The sequence below is a fragment of the Paenibacillus segetis genome, assembly GCF_014639155.1.
Taxonomy (GTDB): Bacteria; Bacillota; Bacilli; order Paenibacillales; family Paenibacillaceae; genus Fontibacillus; species Fontibacillus segetis.
In genome coordinates, this window is record NZ_BMFT01000001.1 from 3,423,703 (window position 1) to 3,443,945 (window position 20,243).

Consider the following 20,243-nt stretch of genomic DNA (forward strand, 5'->3'; position numbering starts at 1 on the left):
TGGATCAAGGGATCACCCTGAAGCCAGCGCTTTTAATTTATAACACGATTCCATTTATCTCAAGCAATTCTCTAACGGTTACACTAACCATGATTAAGCCGACAACAGGTGGTACAAATGAGTTACTGGCTGGTGGTTGCTTAGCCTTACGGATCGCAGGGGCATTAGCCGGTACGATCTTCTCCGTAACATCCGCACGCGGTTTCATTGGCTTCTCTGTAGAGAAGACCACTTTAACCCCTTTCTTAATACCATCTTCACGCAGCTTGGTTCGAATAATTCGCGCCATAGGGTCCATATGAGTCTTCGAAATGTCAGCCACCTGAAATTTCGTAGGATCCATTTTGTTGGCTGCCCCCATGCTAGAGAGTACAGGTATTCCCCGTTTACGGCATTCCTTGATTAAGTGGATTTTATATATAATCGTATCCGATGCATCCAGTACATAATCAAGATCGTATTTGAACAACTCTTCGTAAGTTTCATCTGTATAGAACATGTTAAGCGCGATGGTCTCACATTCCGGATTGATCAACTTCACTCGTTCACACATCAGGTCTGCCTTTTTCTGACCAACCGTCGTCGTTAACGCATGGATTTGTCGATTAATGTTCGTAATATCGACAACATCCTTATCGATAAGGATAATGCGTCCAACGCCCGTTCTTGCTAAAGCCTCAACGGCTATGGATCCAACACCACCAATACCGAGTACTGCGACGGTGCTATTCTTCATGACTTCGAGACCTTCTGCCCCAATTGCGAGCTCAGTCCGTGAAAATTGATGAAGCATGTGTATTTACCTCCCAGATATATGACCACAATCTTTAGAAATCGTACTAACCTATATGATAGGGCAAAAGAGGTATATGAATCAACATGTATAATTTCTATGCGTATTCCTTGAATTACCATTCTCAGGCACCAAACAAATGGCAGGTCAAGAGTATCCCTCTTGACCTGCCACCTTCAATTCAATATTTCCATTGGTTATGCTCTAGAAATAACAATATTACTTCTTCTCTTCCGCCAATTTCTTAAGCGCTAATTTGATATGCAACTGTTCCAATTGTGAAGCATCTACCTCGGACGGAGCGTTCATCAACAGATCCGTAGCACTTGCTGTCTTAGGGAACGCAATGGTCTCACGTAGATTGGTACGACCGGATAACAACATGACAAGACGGTCAAATCCAAAAGCAATTCCGCCGTGTGGAGGAGTTCCGTATTCAAAAGCGTCCATTAAGTAGCCAAATTTATCTTGAGCTTCTTCCTGAGACAAACCGATAGCCTCGAACATTTTCTCCTGAACTTCACGTTTGTAAATACGCATCGAACCGCCACCGACTTCATAGCCATTAAGAACAATATCATAGGCTTGAGCAAGAATTTGTCCTGGATCTGTGTCAAATAAGGCTAGATCTTCTTCACGTGGGCGTGTGAACGGATGGTGTTCCGCCACATAACGTTTCTGTTCTTCATCCCAACCAAGCAATGGGAAGTTAACAACCCAAGCGAACTTAAATACGTTATCGTCAATCAAACCAAGTTGACGACCAATTTTAAGACGAAGGTTACCAAGGACGTCAGCTACTACTTTTTTCGTGTCAGCGGAGAAGAGCAACAAGTCGCCTTCTTCAGCGCCAGTACGTTCTTTAAGAGCTTCAATTTCTTGCTCTGTGAAGAACTTAACGATCGGACCACGGAATTCTCCCTCTTTTACTTGAATCCAAGCGAGACCTTTAGCTCCATAACGAGCAGCAAACGGAGCGAGATCGTCAATTTCTTTACGGCTCCAAGTGCCACAGCCTTTAGCGTTAAGCACTTTAACTTCTCCGCCTTTTTCGATGACGGAAGCAAATACTTTAACACCACTTGTTGCCACAATGTCATTCACTTCAATCAATTCAAGCCCAAAACGCAGATCCGGCTTATCAGAGCCATATTTGCCGATAGCATCAGCATAGCTTAGACGTTGGAATGGCGTCTCCAGTTCGATTCCCTTGGTTTCTCTGAAGAGACGTACCATCAGTTGTTCCATCATACCCAGAAGCTCGTCCTGTGTCAGGAACGACGTCTCAATGTCCACTTGTGTGAATTCTGGCTGACGGTCAGCACGAAGATCTTCATCACGGAAACAACGAGCGATTTGGTAATAACGTTCTACACCACTCACCATAAGCAATTGTTTATACAATTGTGGCGATTGTGGAAGTGCAAAGAATTCACCAGGGTGAACACGGCTAGGTACAAGATAATCACGAGCGCCTTCAGGGGAACTCTTAGTCAAGATAGGTGTTTCTACTTCGATGAATCCTTCTTCATCTAGGAAATCACGGAATACCTTTGCTGCTTTGGAGCGCAACCATAGTGTCTTCTGCATTTCTGGACGACGAAGATCAAGGTAACGATATTTAAGTCGGAGGGACTCGTCTACTTCAACACCGTCTTCAATAAAGAAAGGTGGAGTTTTAGCAGCGTTCAACACTTCGATCTCAGTAATTTGCACTTCAACTTCACCTGTAGGCAAGTTCGCGTTTACTGTTTCAGCATCACGTTTAACAACTTTACCGCTAACAGCAATGACATATTCACTACGAACTTTATCGGCGATTTGCAATGCCTCTCCTGAATAAGCTGGGTTAAATACAACTTGGACAATACCGCTGCGGTCACGCAGATCGATAAAGAGTACGCCTCCCAAGTCACGGCGGGTCTGAACCCAGCCGTTTAATGTTACTGTTTCTCCAATATTTGCGGTGCTAATGGTACCGCAATGATGTGTACGTTTCATATAATATATCTCCTTTTTGAGTTTAATTAATTTTTCTCATCCCACCCAAACCCTCCCTTACCGTAAGGGAGGGCCCCAAGGGCTTGCTGCCCTTTGGATACCCGCTTCGGGAACGTGGGAGGCTTAGAGGCGCTCCTGCCCGCTGTCCCCTTGCGGGGATGCGCTGTATTTTGGTTCGTGGAACGCTTTTCCCCCTTCGGGTACGTCTCACTTTTGCTTCACCCGGGCTACCTGGAAACACGCTGGCGAATTCTGCTGCTTTCGGATCACCCGGGTATGCTACGTGCTATGAGCCGCTTGTCGTCCCTGTGGGACACGCTCTACTGCTGGCGCTCCTCATACTAAGGCGCTGAGCACTACTGCGTGCTTCAGAGCATTACTGCGTGTTGCGAGCCGCTGTCTCCTTCGGAGATGCGGCTACTTCTGAGCTTGTACCTGCTACTTGAAGATTAAGGGGAGGGGCTAGAGTGTGAAATGATTCTGAAGAAGCGTAGCGTTCGCCTTTGTTTCCGGATTTCTACTACAGCTAAATTCATATAATAAAAGAAATCTGGAAACAACAGCGATCGTAAGAACATTTCACACTTGACGCCCAATCAACCATAATCAATCACTTACTTACCCAGCTCACTTACAAGATCCGACAATTTGACGGTGCGTTGCTCGCCGCTCTCCATAGACTTGAGTGCGATTTCGCCGCGCTCTAGTTCGTCATCGCCAAGAATGGCGGTATAGCGGGCTTGCATGCGGTCAGCGGATTTCATTTGCGCCTTCATTTTACGGCCAAGATAATCACGCTCGGCGATATATCCAGCTTGGCGAAGCTTGAACAGCTGAGTTGTAACTTCCTTGTCTGCAGCTTCTCCAAGAGCAACAAGGTAAACATCAAGCGGTTTGAGGCTGCTAATTTCGATTCCTTGTTTCTCTAAAATGATAGCGATCCGTTCCAGGCCAATCCCGAATCCAATACCAGGTTGATCTGGACCCCCCACTTCCTTAACAAGACCGTTATAACGTCCACCGCCACCAATCGTGTCGATAGCGCCAATGCCTTCAGCTTTATATTCAAACGCAGTATGCGTATAATAGTCCAGTCCCCGAACGAGGCGGTGGTTGATAACATAGTTAACGTCCATCGCTGTCAGTAGCTCCTGTACCTTATTAAAATGTGTCGTACATTCTTCATCAAGACTATCTAGAATAGATGGAGCATCCCCGAACTTATCCTGATCAACTTTACAGTCTAGAACGCGCAATGGATTACGATCCATCCGAGATTGACAATCTTTACATAGAGTATCTTTCATCGGTGTCAAGAATTGAAGCAGCTTCTCACGATATACGGCACGGCTAGCCGGATTGCCTACGGAGTTTAGTTCTACCTTTACTCCTTGTAAGCCTAGCTCACGACAAAATTGATATCCGAGGGCTACGACCTCGGCATCGATCGCCGGATCTGTCGCTCCAAATGCTTCTACACCAAACTGATGAAATTGACGTTGACGTCCAGCCTGCGGCCGCTCATACCGGAACATCGGTCCGATATAATAAAGCTTACTTACATCTGGCTCCCCATAAAGTTTGTTCTCTACATAAGAGCGGACAACGCCAGCCGTACCTTCAGGTCTGAGCGTCATACTTCGTTCGCCCTTATCTAAGAAGGTATACATTTCTTTCTCGACAATATCCGTTGTTTCACCAACACCACGAGCGAACAGAGAAGTCTGTTCAAAAATCGGTGTCCGGATTTCCCGATAATTGAAGCGTAGGCATAAATCACGAACCTTCTCTTCAATATACTGCCATTTCTCGACTACGCCAGGTAGCAAATCCTGCGTTCCTGTCGGTTTTTGAAAAGCCATGTGCTCCATCCTCCATCCAATATCAGTTTTTTCTTATGCTTAATAGCTCTGAAAATAAAAAAATCCCGTCCCTGTTATTTACAACAGGGACGAGAGATTGGATTCCAAATCACCCGTGGTGCCACCCACATTCCGAATACCAACGCCGGACCAACATAACATGATTGTTATAATTTGCCCCAACAATATTATGGTATTCGCTCAAAGCGGTTAACGCCCGCCTACGCCGTATGTCTACTTTTTGAGAGAGGATTACCCTGCCCGCAAATTTCGTCAACAGTTCTCGGAGAAGTCTTTCGTTCAATCATCACCAGAATCCTTCCAGCCTGACTGTAAAAGTCGGGGATTCCTCTCTGCGGGTGTGGGGCTGAAGTACTTTGTCCCGTCATCAAATAAGTATGAAACAAATAGTATATTTCCTGATTTTAAGTAACCATTGCAACAAAGTCAAGCCCAAACCAAGAAAAAAACCTGTCACCAACGGGGTGCAGGTCCAAAAGTTAATATATTAAAAGGGGGTCATGCTGTTATTATATACAGACAATGTTAAGGGAACATGATTCTAATATTACAGTTATATTACAAACTTGAATGCGCTTTATTTATTTTAAGTCCTGTCATTACTCCGTTTGATCCACATACGCACCTTGACTTCGCAACTTTTGGACGATATTTTCGTAATCGCCCTCCTTTACTTTAGCACTAAGTACGTATTCCAAACTTCCGTAATCATCATCTCCGCTAAGATTACTGTCTACGGCGGAATCAGCTGCAATCCCTTCGTCAGTTGATCCCTCTCCTTCAATATCCCTCGCTACAACTGGAATAACACCAATGGAAGAAGTTGTTCCTGAATACCCAGCAGCAACTACATTTTCTCCAGCTTGAACACTTCCATATAAAGGAAGTATGGGATGAAGAATGTTATGGGAAATAATCCCATTATTATCGTCGAGACGTCCCACCTCTAAATGCTCGACATTCATCGTTAAGAGACTGCTCCTGGCACCCTCCGCCTCATCTTCATTCTTGAAATAAGCTTGAATGTATTGGGACATATCCATCACTCCTCATCTATTCAAATCTTTTTACTTTTCTAGGTTGTTATTACCCGAATGTCACGATTTTATAACAGCGAACTTTCGCATAAAAAAAGAGCCCTTAGGCTCTTTTATATCAAAAAATTTGTCATTTGCATTTACAATGCTTTATTTCCCATGACGAGGAAGCAATCCCCTTGAAGGTTTAACTTCTTGATGAATCAGAATAAATTCTTCGTTGTGAGCTATTCGGGCTATGATCCCCGCCTCAACCGAGCTTCCGGATGTTATAAGAGGTGAGCATTGCCATAGTCTAGACTGTATAGATTGGCGCATGGGATAGAACTCCTTTTTATTAATGAGATCATCTTTTCTAGTGGGCTTATTAAAAAGCTTGTCCACAAAAGATACTCCCTATCCCATAACTTTCATCCAATTTACGATAGTGTTGGACTATCAAGTATAATCGTTACCGGACCCCAATTGATCAGTTCAACATCCATTTCAGCACCAAACTCTCCAGTTTCAACGATCAGACCCTTATCCCTAAGCAACTCGTTAAACCGATCATACAGCGGAGCTGCAACATCTGGTTTCGCTGCCGCCATGAAATTAGGACGTTTACCTTTTCGGCAATCCGCATACAACGTAAATTGAGATACAGACAGAATAGCCCCACCTACATCCATTACGCTGTGATTTAGTTTACCTTCCTGGTCCTCAAAAATACGCAGGCCTGATACTTTTTCAGCAAGGTAAATGGCATCCTTTTCGGTATCCTCATGTGTGATTCCTACTAACAGCATAAGTCCATGATCGATGTTACCGATCACACTCCCATTTATCGTAACTTTAGCACTCTTACAACGTTGAACAACGATTCTCATGTAGCTTTTACTCCTTCATTTCTGTAAACATTCATCTCAATAACCTTATTGCATAATACGGTGTACCGTATAAACGTCCTTCACTCGTTTAATTTTCTCCACTACGGAGTGAAGATGGTCCGTGTTACGAATCAGAATCGTCATATGAATTAAAGCCATCTTGTTTTTATCCGAACGCCCTGAGACGGCTGACATATTGGTTTTGCTCTCTGATACTGCTTGCAATACTTCATTAAGGAAATTGCGGCGATCATGTCCTGTAATTTCGATATCCACGCTATAGTTGGCTTCAACCGCATTTTCCCACTCTACCTCAATCACGCGAGCTGCTTCTTCACCATCATTTGCTGAAGGAATATTAGGACAATCACTTCGGTGGACGGAAACCCCACGGCCACGAGTAATATAGCCCACAATATCATCCCCAGGTACCGGGTTACAGCATCTAGCAAAGCGCACGAGTAAATTATCAATACCTTTAACAACGACTCCGTTCGTTGGACGCCTACGTTCCTGTGCTGGTGCTGCCTTGACTTCCTTCACTTCTGAAGTAAGCTCAATATGTCCGGAATCATCCTGTTCTTTACGTAATTTCTCAGTAAGCTTTGTAACAACCTGTGCTGCCGTTATCCCGCCGAATCCAATAGCAGACAACATATCATCAATATCGTTAAAAGAGTACTTTTTGGCAGCCTCTAGAAGCTTGTCGTCCGTCATCCAAGGGGAAACCTCGATACCTGCGCGTTTCAACTCGCGCTCAATCGCTTCACGACCCTTTTCAACATTTTCTTCTCGCTTCTCTTTCTTAAACCATTGTTTAATTTTACTGCGGGCATGAGAAGACTGGGCAATCTTGATCCAATCCTGACTTGGTCCATAAGAATGTTTGGACGTCAGAATTTCTACAATATCCCCTGTTTTTAACTTATGGTCGAGCGGTACGATTCTTCCGTTCACTTTAGCACCAATCGTACGGTTTCCAACCTCTGTATGAATCCGATAAGCGAAATCAAGTGGAACTGAGCCAATAGGCAATTCTACAACTTCGCCAGACGGTGTAAATACAAACACCAAATCGGAGAAGAAATCCATTTTAAGCGATTCAACAAACTCTGATGCATCCTTCGCCTCATGCTGTAGCTCCAATATTTCGCGGAAGAATGTCATCTTATTATCTGGAGTACTAACATCGGTTCCTTCTTTGTAAGCCCAATGCGCCGCAATCCCGAATTCCGCCGTACGATGCATTTCACGTGTTCGGATCTGGACTTCTGTAGGCTCGCCCGTAGGTCCAACTACCGTTGTATGCAGAGATTGATACATATTTGCCTTCGGCATAGCAATATAATCTTTGAACCGCCCAGGCATAGGCTTCCAGAGCGTATGAATAATCCCAAGCGTCGCGTAACAATCTTTAATATTATCTACAATAATACGAATTGCGAGCAAATCATAAATTTCATTAAACTGTTTGTTCTTCGTCGTCATTTTTTTATACACACTATAAATATGTTTCGGACGTCCAGACAACTCTGCTTCTACGCCCATTTCCTCAAGTTTCTCAACGATACGGGAAATAACGCTCTTAATAAACTCCTCACGTTCTGCCCGCTTCTTGTTCATTAAATTAGCAATACGATAGTACTGCTGCGGATTCAGATAACGAAGTGCAATATCTTCCATTTCCCATTTAATCGCAGAAATACCGAGCCTGTGAGCAATTGGACAAAAAATTTCTAATGTCTCATAAGCAATACGCCGTTGACTCTCTTCCGATTGATATTTCAGCGTCCGCATGTTATGCAGACGGTCTGCTAGCTTTATGACAATGACCCGTATATCCTGTGCCATAGCAATGAACATTTTTCGGTAATTTTCATTTTGTTGCTCTTCTTTGGAACGAAACTTAATCCGCTCCAACTTGGTTAACCCATCAACCAGCAATGCACAATCGTTGCCAAACTGATCCTGTATTTCCTTTAAAGAAACGGTCGTATCCTCCACCACATCGTGAAGAAGCGCTGCAATGATTGACAGAACGTCCATCTGCATATTCACTACAATTTCTGCAACCGCTAGAGGATGCAGTATATATTGTTCGCCGGATTTGCGAGTCTGTCCGTGATGGGCCTGTTCCGCAAAGTCGTACGCTCTCCGAATGCGCTGGAGATCCTGTTCTTTTATATACGTGGACGCCTTTTCAAGTAATCGCTCTATGCCCATTGAATACTATTCGTTTCCTTTCTATGTGAAGATAAACTTGAATATAAATGAAAGAGGGCATTCGACCCCCAATTTTGATTTGCTATAATTATGACTCTTGTGTCCCCTTCCGTCAACTCTTACAGCACCAGCTATGAAATTATTTGAAAAGTGTACTGCGTTTTCGTATAAAAATAGATTGACTAAAGAAGGTATTTTTACCATACTTGACGAATAATTATATGAATAACCAATACATATTTTCAGGAGGATGTTATATTCGTATGAATGATACTAATTTAGGACCATCCTCAACTGGGTTAGACCCCAAAGTAGCCGGACTTCTCTGTTACCTGGTTGGCTTCGTTACAGGAATTATTTTCCTTATTATTGAAAAGGAAAATCGATTCATTAAGTTCCATGCCATGCAATCCATTATTGTATTTGGCTCACTAGTCGTTGTGAACATTATTCTTGGCTTTATACCGGTTATTGGCTGGATCGTAGGATTCATTCTTACTCCGTTAACCTTCATTCTCTGGATTGTCCTCATGTTATTAGCACTTCAGGGAAAAACGTTCAAACTGCCATTTGCCGGAGATATCGCAGAACAACAAATGAATAAATTCTAAATCTCATCAAGAAGCCCATCTAAATTAGACCTGGAAATCCCTTTAAGGCGGGATCCCAGGTCTTTTTTTGCCAATTTTCTGTATTTTAAGTGAATCACATGGAGAATATATTACATGGGATGTCAACATTCCAAATTTTATGTTGAAAAATGTCAGCATTATATTTAATCTATTAAGGATAGTTATACTATGAACGATAAATTTAGAGGAGTGACTCTGTTGCAACGCGAAATTCAAGTGAATGAAAAAGTACCATTTGGGCCTGGTCTACTGCTGAGTCTTCAGCATTTGTTCGCCATGTTCGGAAGCACCGTGCTTGTACCAAATCTTTTCCATGTTGACCCAGGTATGATTCTGCTCATGAACGGCGTCGGCACCCTGCTGTACATCCTAGTCTGCAAAGGGAAAATCCCTGCTTACCTCGGATCCAGCTTTGCCTTCATTTCTCCAGTTAGTGTCGTTCTTGCGACACACGCCGACTCCGGAAATGGTTACGCACTTGCTCTTGGTGCCTTTATCGTTACCGGGATCGTCTTTATCCTAGTCGGTTTACTTATTAAGTATGTAGGTACCGCTTGGATTGACGTCGTATTTCCACCAGCAGCCATGGGGGCCATTGTCGCCTTGATTGGTCTGGAGCTCATCCCCGTCGCGGCAGGTATGGCCGGTCTTATATCTTCAGATGGTTCTGCGGATTGGACGCCAAATTCTACAGCTATCATGCTCTCTATGGTTACGTTAGGCGTCACTGTACTAGGTGCTGTTCTCTTCCGCGGATTCCCGAAAATTATTCATATCCTAATTGGTATCATTGTAGGTTACGGACTTGCTTACCTACTTGGTGAAGTTGAAACATCAAAAATTGCTGCTGCTCAATGGTTATCAGCTCCACATGTAACTACTCCGCAATGGGATTTATCCGTTATTATAACAATTATTCCAGCAGCTCTCGTCGTTATCGTTGAGCACATCGGACACTTGCTTGTAACGAGTAATATTGTTGGTAAAGATTTATCCAAAGATCCAGGGCTACACCGTTCGTTGATGGGAAATGGTATTTCTACCGTGATATCAGGTTTCGTTGGCTCAACACCGAATACAACTTATGGTGAGAACATCGGTGTTATGGCTCTAACAAGAGTATATTCTATCTTTGTTATTGGCGGAGCAGCCATCTTCGCTATTCTGCTCTCGTTCTCGGGTAAATTTTCTGCGATCATTTCGTTTATTCCCGTGCCAGTTATGGGCGGCGTTTCCCTACTTTTATTCGGTGTCATTGCTGCCTCAGGTCTACGCATCCTGGTAGAACAAAAAGTTGACTACTCCAAGTCGACAAACCTTTTACTTACCAGTATCGTATTGGTTATCGGCCTAAGTGGAACGAAGCTGACCATGGGCGACGTAGAATTGAAAGGAATGGCTCTTGCTACGATTGTCGGCATTCTACTCAGCCTATTCTTCAAACTGATTCAAGTCCTTGGTCTTTCTAATGAGAAAGAAGAGGCATCTCACTAAACAAACTGAATTATCGATAAGTAAAAGGTCCCTGCGCTATATGCGTCAGGGACCTTTTACTTATCGAATATTAATATTTCATGAGTGAGAATACATTGATATCCGGAAGTTTGGCTCGTCCGTTCAGTTCACATAATTCTATCAAGAAAGCCGTACCTACGATATTACCCCCAAGTTGCTTAACCAAGTTGACCGAAGTCGAAATGGTCCCCCCTGTTGCAAGCAAATCATCGGCGATTAATACATTTTGACCTGGTTTAATAGCATCACTGTGCATAGCTAGAGTGTCTTTGCCATATTCCAAATCGTATCCAACTTCAATTGTCTCATAAGGAAGCTTACCACTCTTGCGAATCGGTACAAATCCAACTCCAAGTGCATACGCTAGTGGGGCTCCAACTACAAAGCCACGGGCTTCCGGACCTGCGATGAGGTCAATTTGAAGGTCAGATACCATTTTCTTCATTTCATCTATCGCTTGACGATACTTGTCCCCATCGTTAAGCAAAGTTGTGATGTCTTTGAAACTAATCCCTGGTTGTGGAAAATCGGGAATCACACGAATATACTCTTTAAAATCCAAATAAATCTCCTCCTAAAATTGTGCGCTATTCTTATTATGCACCTTGACCTTGCATTTGGTTATGCATCCATTCGGTAATCTGCGGAATCCGACCATGAAGTAACATCTGCTCCATTTCCGCAAGTAAACCCAGCTCTCTATAGCGACTGGATGTTTCAAGCGGCTGCTTGGAAGGAGACTCATTCAAAATTATAGTTCCCGAAGTACGTGTAACAAAATCCAACTCTTCGAATACTTCAAGCGTCAGCTCTAGCATTCGTCTCGACAACCCGGTTCGCCCCACTAAGGTTACGATCAGTTCCTCCTGTGCGATCGGATTGTACCCCTGTTGTCTAAGAACAGCATACACCTGTTTGAACTGTTCACGAGAAGGCGATTGAACTTTCTCATGATCTTTACGCATCGGATGGAGCAAGAAGACTCTCTCCAACGAACCAAACCTCTCCATCATTCTATTCCACATGTGAGAGGATTCTGGTAATTGCAGAACAAACAGTGTTTTCACTGCATCTGCACCTTCCACTACCGCAATTTCATTCCCAGGATTCACACCAGCGTCATTATCATATACCCATAATGGGGTATTCTTCAAATCAGAGGTATTTAATCCATCCACTTCATCACTAAGGACAGTTGCCATCGTTCTAAGCTCATAGGATGGTAAATGGAGTAGCTTATCTACCAGTTCCTCTAGCTTAACTATAGGATATCTTGCCCCACGATAATCAAATACCTGAATATGGGATATGCTGAGATCCTGAATTAATAGTTGTGGCTTACGTGACCCGTTCCACTCATTGATTCCTGCTTCAGCTACAAGATCAATCACAGATTCATTCGCAAGCAGAGGAGCTAACTCACCTTTTCCAAACGCAACCGCCTCAATAGATGTTCCATTATGGCTTACGTTTAGCTTTAGATGCTTACCTTCCTTACCCATTTGCCGACACTCCAGCAATTTGACACCACGGATTAGAAGTCTTGGGTAAGTATTCCCCATCCCAAATGGCGCAAGCTCTTCTAGCTGTTCAATTACAGGAAGCGTTACCTCTTCCAGAGAACACTCGATGTCCGTCAACATGGTAGGAACGAAATGTTCTGGTCTTAAGATATCCGTAGCATATTCCCCTAGACGCTGTTCGAAATTAACCAAATGATCTTTTGGAAGTGACATCCCCGCCGCTGCAGGGTGACCCCCATAATGATCCAATAAATCAGCACAATGAGTTAGTGCTTCATAAATATCAAACCCCGGAATGGAACGTGCTGAACCTTTACATTCACCACTTTCGGGATGAATCCCCAGCACGATCGTTGGGCGGTAATAACGCTCTAATATTTTGGAAGCTACAATTCCTACTACACCAACGTTCCAACCTTCTCCAGCCACAACGATAACATCTGGGAGATGACCAGCCGCTTCCTTAGCTGCTAATTGAAGCAGGGCTTCTTCAACGATGTTCTCTACTAGAAGCTGTCGTTCTTTGTTCAATATATCTAGTTCGTTTGCAATCAACTCTGCATCTTGGGCGCTTGAGGTTGTAAGTAATTCAACAGCCCGGTTAGCATGACTCATTCGTCCACTAGCATTAATACGAGGGGCAAGCCCGAATGCGACATTGGTCGAGGATACTTGCTCTTTAATTGAGCCAGCAACGCTGAGCAGTGCAGTTAACCCAGGAAAAGCCGAATGCCCCATCGATTTCAATCCATAAGTTACGATGAGACGATTCTCTTCAACTAGTGGCATTAAATCCGCAACAGTGCCTAATGCAACGAGCTCCGTCCATTCCATCGGCGTGTCGCCGCCGAGCAGAGCTTGTGCTAGTTTGTAAGCAACTCCAACCCCCGCTAATCCTTTAAATGGATATGAACAATAAGGTAATTTGGGATTAATCAGCGCAAACGCTTCTGGAAGCTTAGAGGGTGGCTCATGGTGATCTGTAACGATAACATCCATACCAACAGAATTCGCATAGGCAACTTGCTCTACCGCACTAATCCCTGTATCGACAGTAACAACAAGTGTAAATCCACTCTCATAGAATTGTTCAAGGGCATGAATATGAAGTCCATAACCTTCTTTGGAACGATGGGGAATATAGTAATCGAAATTGGCACCAAGACGAGTCATCAAATGAATCATCAGAGCAGTTGATGAGACGCCATCAGCATCATAATCGCCATATATCAATATACGTTCACCATTTTCCACAGCAGCTCTAATTCGCTCTACCGCTTCTTTCATTCCACTCATCAGAAGCGGGTCATGAAGATCAGCCAAAGTCCCGTACAAGAAACGCTTGCCCTCATCCAAATCACGAATACCCCGAGTAATTAATAAAGAAGCTACAAGGGGCGAGATGTTTAACTGATCAGATAGAAGCCTTGCCTTATCTTCATCAGTTTGTAGGGACTCCCAATGATATTTCGGATGAAGCAATATAACACCTTCTTTCTCCCGCTATCCTTGCCCTCACATCGCTATTGAATTAGCGTCGGCAAGTCACTGTCTGATTCTGTATGATTACTTTTGTAAGGATAACCGGGATCATACGGTTGCACTTGAATACTGACATCTCTTACATGAGAGAATCTGTGTAACAAGAGTACCTTCGCACGATTGGCGATATCGTTCGCTTCCATCACGGAAATCCGTGGGTTAACACTAATTCTAGCTACCACAGTTACGTAATGACCTTGCTCCTGGGCTTTGATATCGTCTACCATGATAACACCATGTACCCGTTGAACCGTTTCCATAAAATCACTTGTATCTTCTTCTTGCAATTGCTGCGTGAGCAATGGACTGTAAATGGAACCTTGTACGATACGATAACCTCTCCACAACACCATAATTGACACGATAAAAGCAGCCACAGGGTCCAAATATAACATGGCTGATATCTGCAAAGCTTGTCCAGTCATGGCTCCAAATACACCAAGCAATACGATCACTGATGAATATAACGAATAACGATGAAGCTCAATGAAAGAGCGCGATCCCGCCGCATTTTGCTTATGATACTGCCGGTACTGATACTGAAAGAGTACCTCTTTTAAGGCAATCGAGATAACAATAGCGACGCCTGCTAGATAACCTGGAGGTGTGATTTCCCCTTTAGAGATCGTTACGACAGAAGATATCGTCATTTGAAGACCACCTAGGAGAATAAGAACGGAAAATAAAGTGGCAATAAGCGGTCCATTTGTCTCTCTGCGGACATTTTCTTTATCTGTAGTTTGCCGTCTTCTAAACCAAGGAAGCTGCATTTTCTCTGTAACCTCTGATGCAGCGTCCGAAGCAGAGTACAACGCGTTAGCAAGCAACGCTTGACTATCAAATATCAGTCCAATAGCCCCTTTAAACAAAGCGAGGAGAACATTATTCGCAATGCTTAGCCAAGCAGTAGATTGATACGGAAAGGATTGCTCGTGATTCATAATACCCCCCCTGAACCCATTATGACTGAAAAGACTGGCAAAGCCGCGTCAAAGTCGACGCGGCTTTTTTCATGCCAATATAGTACTAATTAGTCGCTTTGGACGTTTTGGCCGGATTATTCTTTTGTTTACTCTTAAGCACGAACCAAATTGGACTCGCAATAAAGATTGTAGAATAAGCACCAAACAATAGCCCTATTACCATAGCGAGCGAGAACATTCGGATCGACTCTCCGCCAAGCAAGAACAGGAAGAAAGCAGCTATAAATACGGTTAGTGCAGTATACAGTGAACGCATAATCGTCTGGGATACACTATTATTCACCAGATTAACCAAGTCCTCACGTGTCTTCAACTTACTGAATCGCATGTTCTCACGAATCCGGTCGAAGATAACAATCGTATCATTGATGGAGTAACCAATAATAGTTAGTACCGCAATAATAAATGTCAAATCCACATGTAGACGGAATATTGAGAATATAGTAACTACCATAAAGGCATCATGCAGGAGCGCAATAACAGCCGCAACGGCAAACCGCCACTCAAATCGGATACTTACATAAATGATAATCCCGATACATGAGATTAGAACGGCCTTGATCGCGTTCTGCGCCAGTTCTTTGGCCATTTCTGTATCAACCGTGTTAACCTCAAACGAAGCCTTATCATCTAGCTTCAATATTTCTTGTTTCAATAAATGATCATTATCTTCGCTCAACACGGTGTTAAACCGGATATTCATCCGTTGATCACCTGGTGCAATATCAGCACCTTCCTCGATCCCGAGTTGTTTGAGGATAGGTTGAACCTGCTCCTCAGTAAGCGTTTTGGATAGAGAAATATCAACATTGGACCCAGCTTTGAAATCGACGCCATAGTTCAGTCCAAATACAGCTAAACTAATGACTCCAATAATTGTTAGAATAATCGAAAGCCTGAAGAAATGTTTACTGAGATGTACGTAATTAAGATTTTTATTAAAGCTCACGAATATCACGCTCCTTTACCCCGAAATACTTCGGTTTCAACAGCTTACCTGATTTGAGCAATAGGTTAAGCAAGAAACGGGAGAAATAAATATTCGTGGCGATACTGAGTACGATTTCCACTACGAGTACAAGCGCAAAGCCTTTAACTGCACCCGTACCGTATGCAAACATAACGAGTGCTACGATGATCGTTGTAATATTAGAATCCAAAATCGTACGTAAAGAGTGCTTACCGCCCGCCTTAACAGCAGACATCACGCTTCTACCATTACGTATTTCCTCTCGAATCCGTTCATTGGTAATAATATTGGCATCGACAGCCATACCCACCCCGAGGATGAAGGCCGCTATTCCCGGAAGTGTCAATGTAAAGTCTGCCCAGACAAAGACTAGTATAAGTAACCAGGTATGCACAATCAAGGCAAAACCTGCAAACAGACCTGGAACATGGTACATAAAGATCATAAAGATCAAAATCAATACGGAACCAATTAGCCCGGCTTCAATCGTTTCTTTTAGTGATTGTTGACCTAGTGTGGCTCCTACGCTTTGGGAGTACTTCTCGGTCAGCTTCAATGGAAGCGCACCAAGGTTGATATTATCACGAAGCGCCTTAGCCTCATCAAGATTGTTACCAACACTAATCGTAGCTGTTCCATCGGTTAAGACAGCATGTACAACAGGTTCAGAAATTAGTTCATCATTCATATAAATGGCAAGAACTTTACCATAAAGGCGCTCGGTTACTTCGGCAAATTTTTCTTTGCTCTTCACTTTAATGCTAACGATAGGTTCGTTCATATTCGTATATTCAACCTTTGCCCCATTCTCGGCAAAGTCCGTACCAATCATTTCAATCTTATTGTATTGGTGTTCTTCTGTCTCCGTTCCGTCTTTACTTTTGAACGTCAGCGCTGCAGGCTCCTTCATTTGCTTACGGACCTCAGCTTCATCCGTTACACCAGCTAACTTAAGACGAATCCGGTTACTTCCTTCTGTAGTGACTTCTGGTTCGCTTGTCCCCAACTTATTAGCCCGTTTTTCAAGGCTCTGTGCGGTTTTAACCAGCGACTCCTTCGAGACTTTCGCGCCACCCTCATAAGGAGTAGCTTCGTACAAAATCTCAAATCCACCTTTTAAATCCAAGCCGAGATGCACGTTTCGAAGCAAGCTTGGACTTGTCCAGGCCATGACGGCAGTTGTAACTAATACAACGGTTATGAATGCGATGATTCTTTTCATCCCGTACTTCGTTCCCCTTTCAAATTCTCAATATTCCTATTATAGCGATGCAGGAAAAGACCGTCAATTTATCAATGTTGGCATTTTTGTGTACTGCAAGATGTCATCACAAAAAAGACCCCTTTATTAAAATTGGGATCCACGGTAGGCGGAAATTGTAATAAAGTTCATGAAATGGATGATCTTCAAAGAAAGGATATCATTTACTAATTGATGTAGCGGGGGAGTACCTTCCTTCTCGTATTTATGGCTGACGCAATTCCATATATCTGTTGCGGTTACGTGTTCATAACCAATTAATCGGAATTCCTCCGCCTTGCTACGGCATAGACCTTCAATCGCTACGTTTAACTCTTTCTCGGTGAATACCTCTTCAGTCATGGTTATGCCTCCCTCCTTCAAGCCTCGCTAAGCGTCTTAAATTACATTCTACTCCAATTCGACAATTCCTGCTTTAGAGAATTTCAAAATTAATAGGGCCCTACAAAAAAATGCGAGGCATGAAGATGGACAGGTCTTGCATATTCATTACTTATAGAGGTTGTTCAAAAAGTCATCTTTTGATCACGAAGCATATCTAGAAGTGGAACATGTCATGATCATTTTTGCTCACTTCCAAGGAGAGAGGGAACCATTTTGAATAAACAAACCTTTATCCAAGGCGCTATGATCCTCATGGTTGCAGGTATCATTAATCGCATACTTGGATTCATTCCCCGTATCCTGTTACCCCGAATCATCGGTGCTGAAGGCGTCGGACTTTATCAACTAGGCTACCCCTTCTTTATCGTCTTAGTGACGATAATCTCAGGTGGGATTCCTTTAGCAGTGGCCAAGCTTGTGGCGGAAGCCGAGTCGGCAAGACAACCTAGCCGTTCAGAGTCTATTTTGCGGACCAGCTTGGTCTTCACGGTTGGATTGGGAGTTTTTTTTACAATAATATACGTTGTTGGTGCGAGGTGGATAAGCCAAAATATTCTCACAGATCCCCGTGTATATCAAACGTTTCTTGCAATGAGTCCAATGATAATCATCGTTGCCATTTCTTCAGTATATCGCGGGTATTTCCAAGGTAAACAAGATATGATTCCATCTGCTATCTCTTCTATCATGGAAACTATAGCCCGTATCATATGTGTATTATGGTTCTCATATTTGTTACTACCCATGGGTATTGCTTATGGAGCGGCAGGGGCAATGCTTGGCGTGGCTGCTGGTGAGGTCGTCGGTATGGCCGTCATACTGTGGCAATATAGAAGACTTCGTAAAAGAGTAAAAAAACAACCTCCTCTAGCTTCTAAGGCTACAGTGCCCAACTCAAATAATACCAATACTATTAAGTTCAAGCATTCCCTTGGTCGAATTTTGAACATCGCCATCCCTGTCACGGGAGGCAGACTAGTTGGATCCTTATCCTATTTACTCGAATCCATTACAACCGCGCAAAGCTTAGCTATTGCCGGAATCGCAACAGCTGTTGCAACTTCGCAGTATGGTGCATTACAGGGGATGATTATTCCTTTACTCCTACTGCCAGGCGCCCTAACTTCATCATTAGCCGTCTCCCTTGTCCCTTCACTTGCAGAGGCACAAGCGCAAGGTGATATGAAAACCATCCATTTACGGCTTCATCAATCGTTACGATTAGCACTAGTATCCGGTGCCCCATTTGCAGCCATGATGTATGTCCTAGCGGAGCCCATATGTATGTTTATTTACAACAATAGTGAAATTGCCGGCATGCTAAAAGTAATGGCTCCCTTTGCGCTGTTTCTGTACGTTCAAGCCCCCCTACAAGCTACTCTACAGGCATTGGACAAACCTGGACGTGCTTTACTTAATACTTTAATTGGAGCCGTAATCAAAATTACATTGATCTTCTACCTGGCATCTAACCCATCGTTTGCTATATATGGCGCCATTATTGCTTTGATTGTTAACATGATGGTCGTGACCATTCTACATGGCTACAGCGTAGCCCATATTCTCAAGTTCCGCATGCCTTTCCTAGATACCATCAAAGTCATTTGTGTAATGATTATTATGGCTGGGGCTGGTAAATTTATTTTCTATGACACGATTATTAGCTCTAATCTGGGTATACAACTTACTGCGTCCATCGGAATTGCTGGAATCTTGTATCTAATTTTATCCGCTCTGATGGGACTAATTGATTTTAGTGATATGAAGCGTATCCCTTTTCTTGGTAAGTACTTCCGTTCATGAGTTAGAGTTATTCATTCCTATCTGCATTGATATACACTTTACCTGTATGATCGATTGAACATAGAAACACATGTTTGAACTCTGATATTCCTTTAGATTGAATTTGATTTTTCAACCAAAATCGAGTTTTCCCGATTTGCTCCAGATTTTCGTCTTGTACCTTACCATCCATAATCAAAGGTAGCGGCAGGGATTCATACTTCACATTTGATACGAGTGATTTATTGGTCTTATTAATCTTTCTGATTTCATTAGAGTTCTCACAACTCACACTTTTATTTTTGGGTAGAACACTAAGTTGACCACTTGTTTCTAAAATAGCGAATTCCACGTCAGCAACATTATCGATATTTTTGGTTCGTAATTGCATAAGAAGATCATCCAAATTATATCGTTGCTTCTTCATCACATCGCGATTGATTTCACCGTGTTGGATTATCACACTTGGCTTGCCGTCAATCCAGTTCCGGAGTTTGTGACTGCGAAGTGATAACATGGCAATACCGATCTGAATGAGTACTAAGGTAATGATGGGCACAAAGCCCTCATATAATGGTCGCTGGATATCCTCCAATACAAATACTGCAATCTCCGCAATCATAATCGAGATGACAAGGTCAAAAATTGATAATTGGCCTATTTCTCTTTTCCCCATAATTCTCAATACGCTAAACACTGTAAAATACATGAGAATGGTACGAAAAAAATGCGGCAAAATATGGGCTATCACAGCAATCCCCTCCAATTCAGAACTCAGGTAAGGCGTGGTAATCCTATTCTGACCGTTCCTTCCGAGTTCCATGCGTGGGCAAAATAAACATAAA

General features: G+C 43.1%; 16 protein-coding genes. 3 read left to right on the plus strand and 13 right to left on the minus strand.

Annotation, left to right across the window (positions count from 1 at the left end; genetic code table 11):
- Positions 1–37 precede the first annotated feature (37 nt).
- The 6 genes from IEW05_RS16040 to IEW05_RS16065 all read right to left on the minus strand — a co-directional run bounded on the left by IEW05_RS16040 (position 38) and on the right by IEW05_RS16065 (position 8,806).
- Positions 38–793, minus strand: coding sequence for a tRNA threonylcarbamoyladenosine dehydratase (locus IEW05_RS16040; RefSeq protein ID WP_188540548.1), 756 nt, complete (start codon positions 791–793; stop codon positions 38–40).
- 219 nt (positions 794–1,012) lie between these two features.
- Positions 1,013–2,794 carry an aspartate--tRNA ligase gene (aspS, locus tag IEW05_RS16045; RefSeq protein WP_188540550.1) on the minus strand — a complete coding sequence of 594 codons (1,782 nt, stop codon included), beginning with the start codon at positions 2,792–2,794 and terminating at the stop codon, positions 1,013–1,015.
- 614 nt (positions 2,795–3,408) lie between these two features.
- Positions 3,409–4,656: a histidine--tRNA ligase gene (gene hisS / locus IEW05_RS16050; protein WP_188540552.1), complete on the minus strand. Its 1,248-nt coding sequence runs from the start codon at positions 4,654–4,656 to the stop codon at positions 3,409–3,411.
- A gap of 620 nt (positions 4,657–5,276) precedes the next feature.
- Positions 5,277–5,714, minus strand: coding sequence for a hypothetical protein (locus IEW05_RS16055; RefSeq protein WP_188540554.1), 438 nt, complete (start codon positions 5,712–5,714; stop codon positions 5,277–5,279).
- 419 nt (positions 5,715–6,133) lie between these two features.
- Positions 6,134–6,583, minus strand: a complete 450-nt coding sequence (dtd, locus tag IEW05_RS16060) for a D-aminoacyl-tRNA deacylase (protein ID WP_188540557.1) — start codon at positions 6,581–6,583, stop codon at positions 6,134–6,136.
- Positions 6,584–6,628: 45 nt separating this feature from the next.
- Entirely contained in the window at positions 6,629–8,806 is a 2,178-nt protein-coding gene (locus tag IEW05_RS16065; RefSeq protein WP_188540559.1) for a RelA/SpoT family protein, read from the minus strand.
- 263 nt (positions 8,807–9,069) lie between these two features.
- Between IEW05_RS16065 and IEW05_RS16070 the strand changes: the two genes are divergently transcribed.
- Both IEW05_RS16070 and uraA read left to right on the plus strand, forming a co-directional pair.
- Complete coding sequence (locus tag IEW05_RS16070) at positions 9,070–9,417, plus strand: DUF4870 domain-containing protein (protein ID WP_188540561.1); 348 nt, start codon at positions 9,070–9,072, stop codon at positions 9,415–9,417.
- A 219-nt stretch (positions 9,418–9,636) separates the two neighbouring features.
- On the plus strand, positions 9,637–10,932 hold the full coding sequence (gene uraA, locus IEW05_RS16075) for a uracil permease (protein WP_188540563.1): 1,296 nt from the start codon (positions 9,637–9,639) through the stop codon (positions 10,930–10,932).
- Between the two features lie 70 nt (positions 10,933–11,002).
- Here uraA and IEW05_RS16080 read toward each other — a convergent pair whose 3' ends face one another.
- The 6 genes from IEW05_RS16080 to IEW05_RS16105 all read right to left on the minus strand — a co-directional run bounded on the left by IEW05_RS16080 (position 11,003) and on the right by IEW05_RS16105 (position 17,574).
- Positions 11,003–11,515: an adenine phosphoribosyltransferase gene (locus IEW05_RS16080; protein WP_188540565.1), complete on the minus strand. Its 513-nt coding sequence runs from the start codon at positions 11,513–11,515 to the stop codon at positions 11,003–11,005.
- A gap of 34 nt (positions 11,516–11,549) precedes the next feature.
- Positions 11,550–13,958 carry a single-stranded-DNA-specific exonuclease RecJ gene (gene recJ / locus IEW05_RS16085; protein WP_188540567.1) on the minus strand — a complete coding sequence of 803 codons (2,409 nt, stop codon included), beginning with the start codon at positions 13,956–13,958 and terminating at the stop codon, positions 11,550–11,552.
- 41 nt (positions 13,959–13,999) lie between these two features.
- Complete coding sequence (locus IEW05_RS16090) at positions 14,000–14,959, minus strand: cation diffusion facilitator family transporter (RefSeq protein WP_188540569.1); 960 nt, start codon at positions 14,957–14,959, stop codon at positions 14,000–14,002.
- An 85-nt stretch (positions 14,960–15,044) separates the two neighbouring features.
- Positions 15,045–15,950: a protein translocase subunit SecF gene (secF, locus tag IEW05_RS16095; protein ID WP_188540571.1), complete on the minus strand. Its 906-nt coding sequence runs from the start codon at positions 15,948–15,950 to the stop codon at positions 15,045–15,047.
- Positions 15,940–17,193, minus strand: coding sequence for a protein translocase subunit SecD (gene secD / locus IEW05_RS16100; RefSeq protein WP_188540573.1), 1,254 nt, complete (start codon positions 17,191–17,193; stop codon positions 15,940–15,942). The genes secF and secD overlap by 11 nt, the downstream gene beginning before the upstream one ends.
- Positions 17,194–17,319: 126 nt before the next feature.
- Complete coding sequence (locus IEW05_RS16105; protein ID WP_188540575.1) at positions 17,320–17,574, minus strand: post-transcriptional regulator; 255 nt, start codon at positions 17,572–17,574, stop codon at positions 17,320–17,322.
- A gap of 255 nt (positions 17,575–17,829) precedes the next feature.
- Here IEW05_RS16105 and spoVB point away from each other — a divergent pair, with 255 nt between their 5' ends.
- Positions 17,830–19,419, plus strand: coding sequence for a stage V sporulation protein B (gene spoVB / locus IEW05_RS16110; RefSeq protein ID WP_188540577.1), 1,590 nt, complete (start codon positions 17,830–17,832; stop codon positions 19,417–19,419).
- Positions 19,420–19,426: 7 nt separating this feature from the next.
- Here the strand turns inward: spoVB and IEW05_RS16115 are convergent, their stop codons facing one another.
- Entirely contained in the window at positions 19,427–20,107 is a 681-nt protein-coding gene (locus IEW05_RS16115) for a DUF421 domain-containing protein (protein WP_229753452.1), read from the minus strand.
- Positions 20,108–20,243 lie beyond the last annotated feature (136 nt).

Excerpts from the sequence above, each read along its gene's own strand:
- IEW05_RS16040 (WP_188540548.1), bottom strand. The coding sequence starts at position 793 with ATGCTTCATCAATTTTCACGGACTGAGCTCGCAATTGGGGCAGAAGGT.
- aspS (WP_188540550.1), bottom strand. The coding sequence starts at position 2,794 with ATGAAACGTACACATCATTGCGGTACCATTAGCACCGCAAATATTGGA.
- hisS (WP_188540552.1), bottom strand. The coding sequence starts at position 4,656 with ATGGCTTTTCAAAAACCGACAGGAACGCAGGATTTGCTACCTGGCGTA.
- IEW05_RS16055 (WP_188540554.1), bottom strand. The coding sequence starts at position 5,714 with ATGTCCCAATACATTCAAGCTTATTTCAAGAATGAAGATGAGGCGGAG.
- dtd (WP_188540557.1), bottom strand. The coding sequence starts at position 6,583 with ATGAGAATCGTTGTTCAACGTTGTAAGAGTGCTAAAGTTACGATAAAT.
- IEW05_RS16065 (WP_188540559.1), bottom strand. The coding sequence starts at position 8,806 with ATGGGCATAGAGCGATTACTTGAAAAGGCGTCCACGTATATAAAAGAA.
- IEW05_RS16070 (WP_188540561.1), top strand. The coding sequence starts at position 9,070 with ATGAATGATACTAATTTAGGACCATCCTCAACTGGGTTAGACCCCAAA.
- IEW05_RS16090 (WP_188540569.1), bottom strand. The coding sequence starts at position 14,959 with ATGAATCACGAGCAATCCTTTCCGTATCAATCTACTGCTTGGCTAAGC.
- secD (WP_188540573.1), bottom strand. The coding sequence starts at position 17,193 with ATGAAAAGAATCATCGCATTCATAACCGTTGTATTAGTTACAACTGCC.
- IEW05_RS16105 (WP_188540575.1), bottom strand. The coding sequence starts at position 17,574 with ATGACTGAAGAGGTATTCACCGAGAAAGAGTTAAACGTAGCGATTGAA.
- IEW05_RS16115 (WP_229753452.1), bottom strand. The coding sequence starts at position 20,107 with ATGTATTTTACAGTGTTTAGCGTATTGAGAATTATGGGGAAAAGAGAA.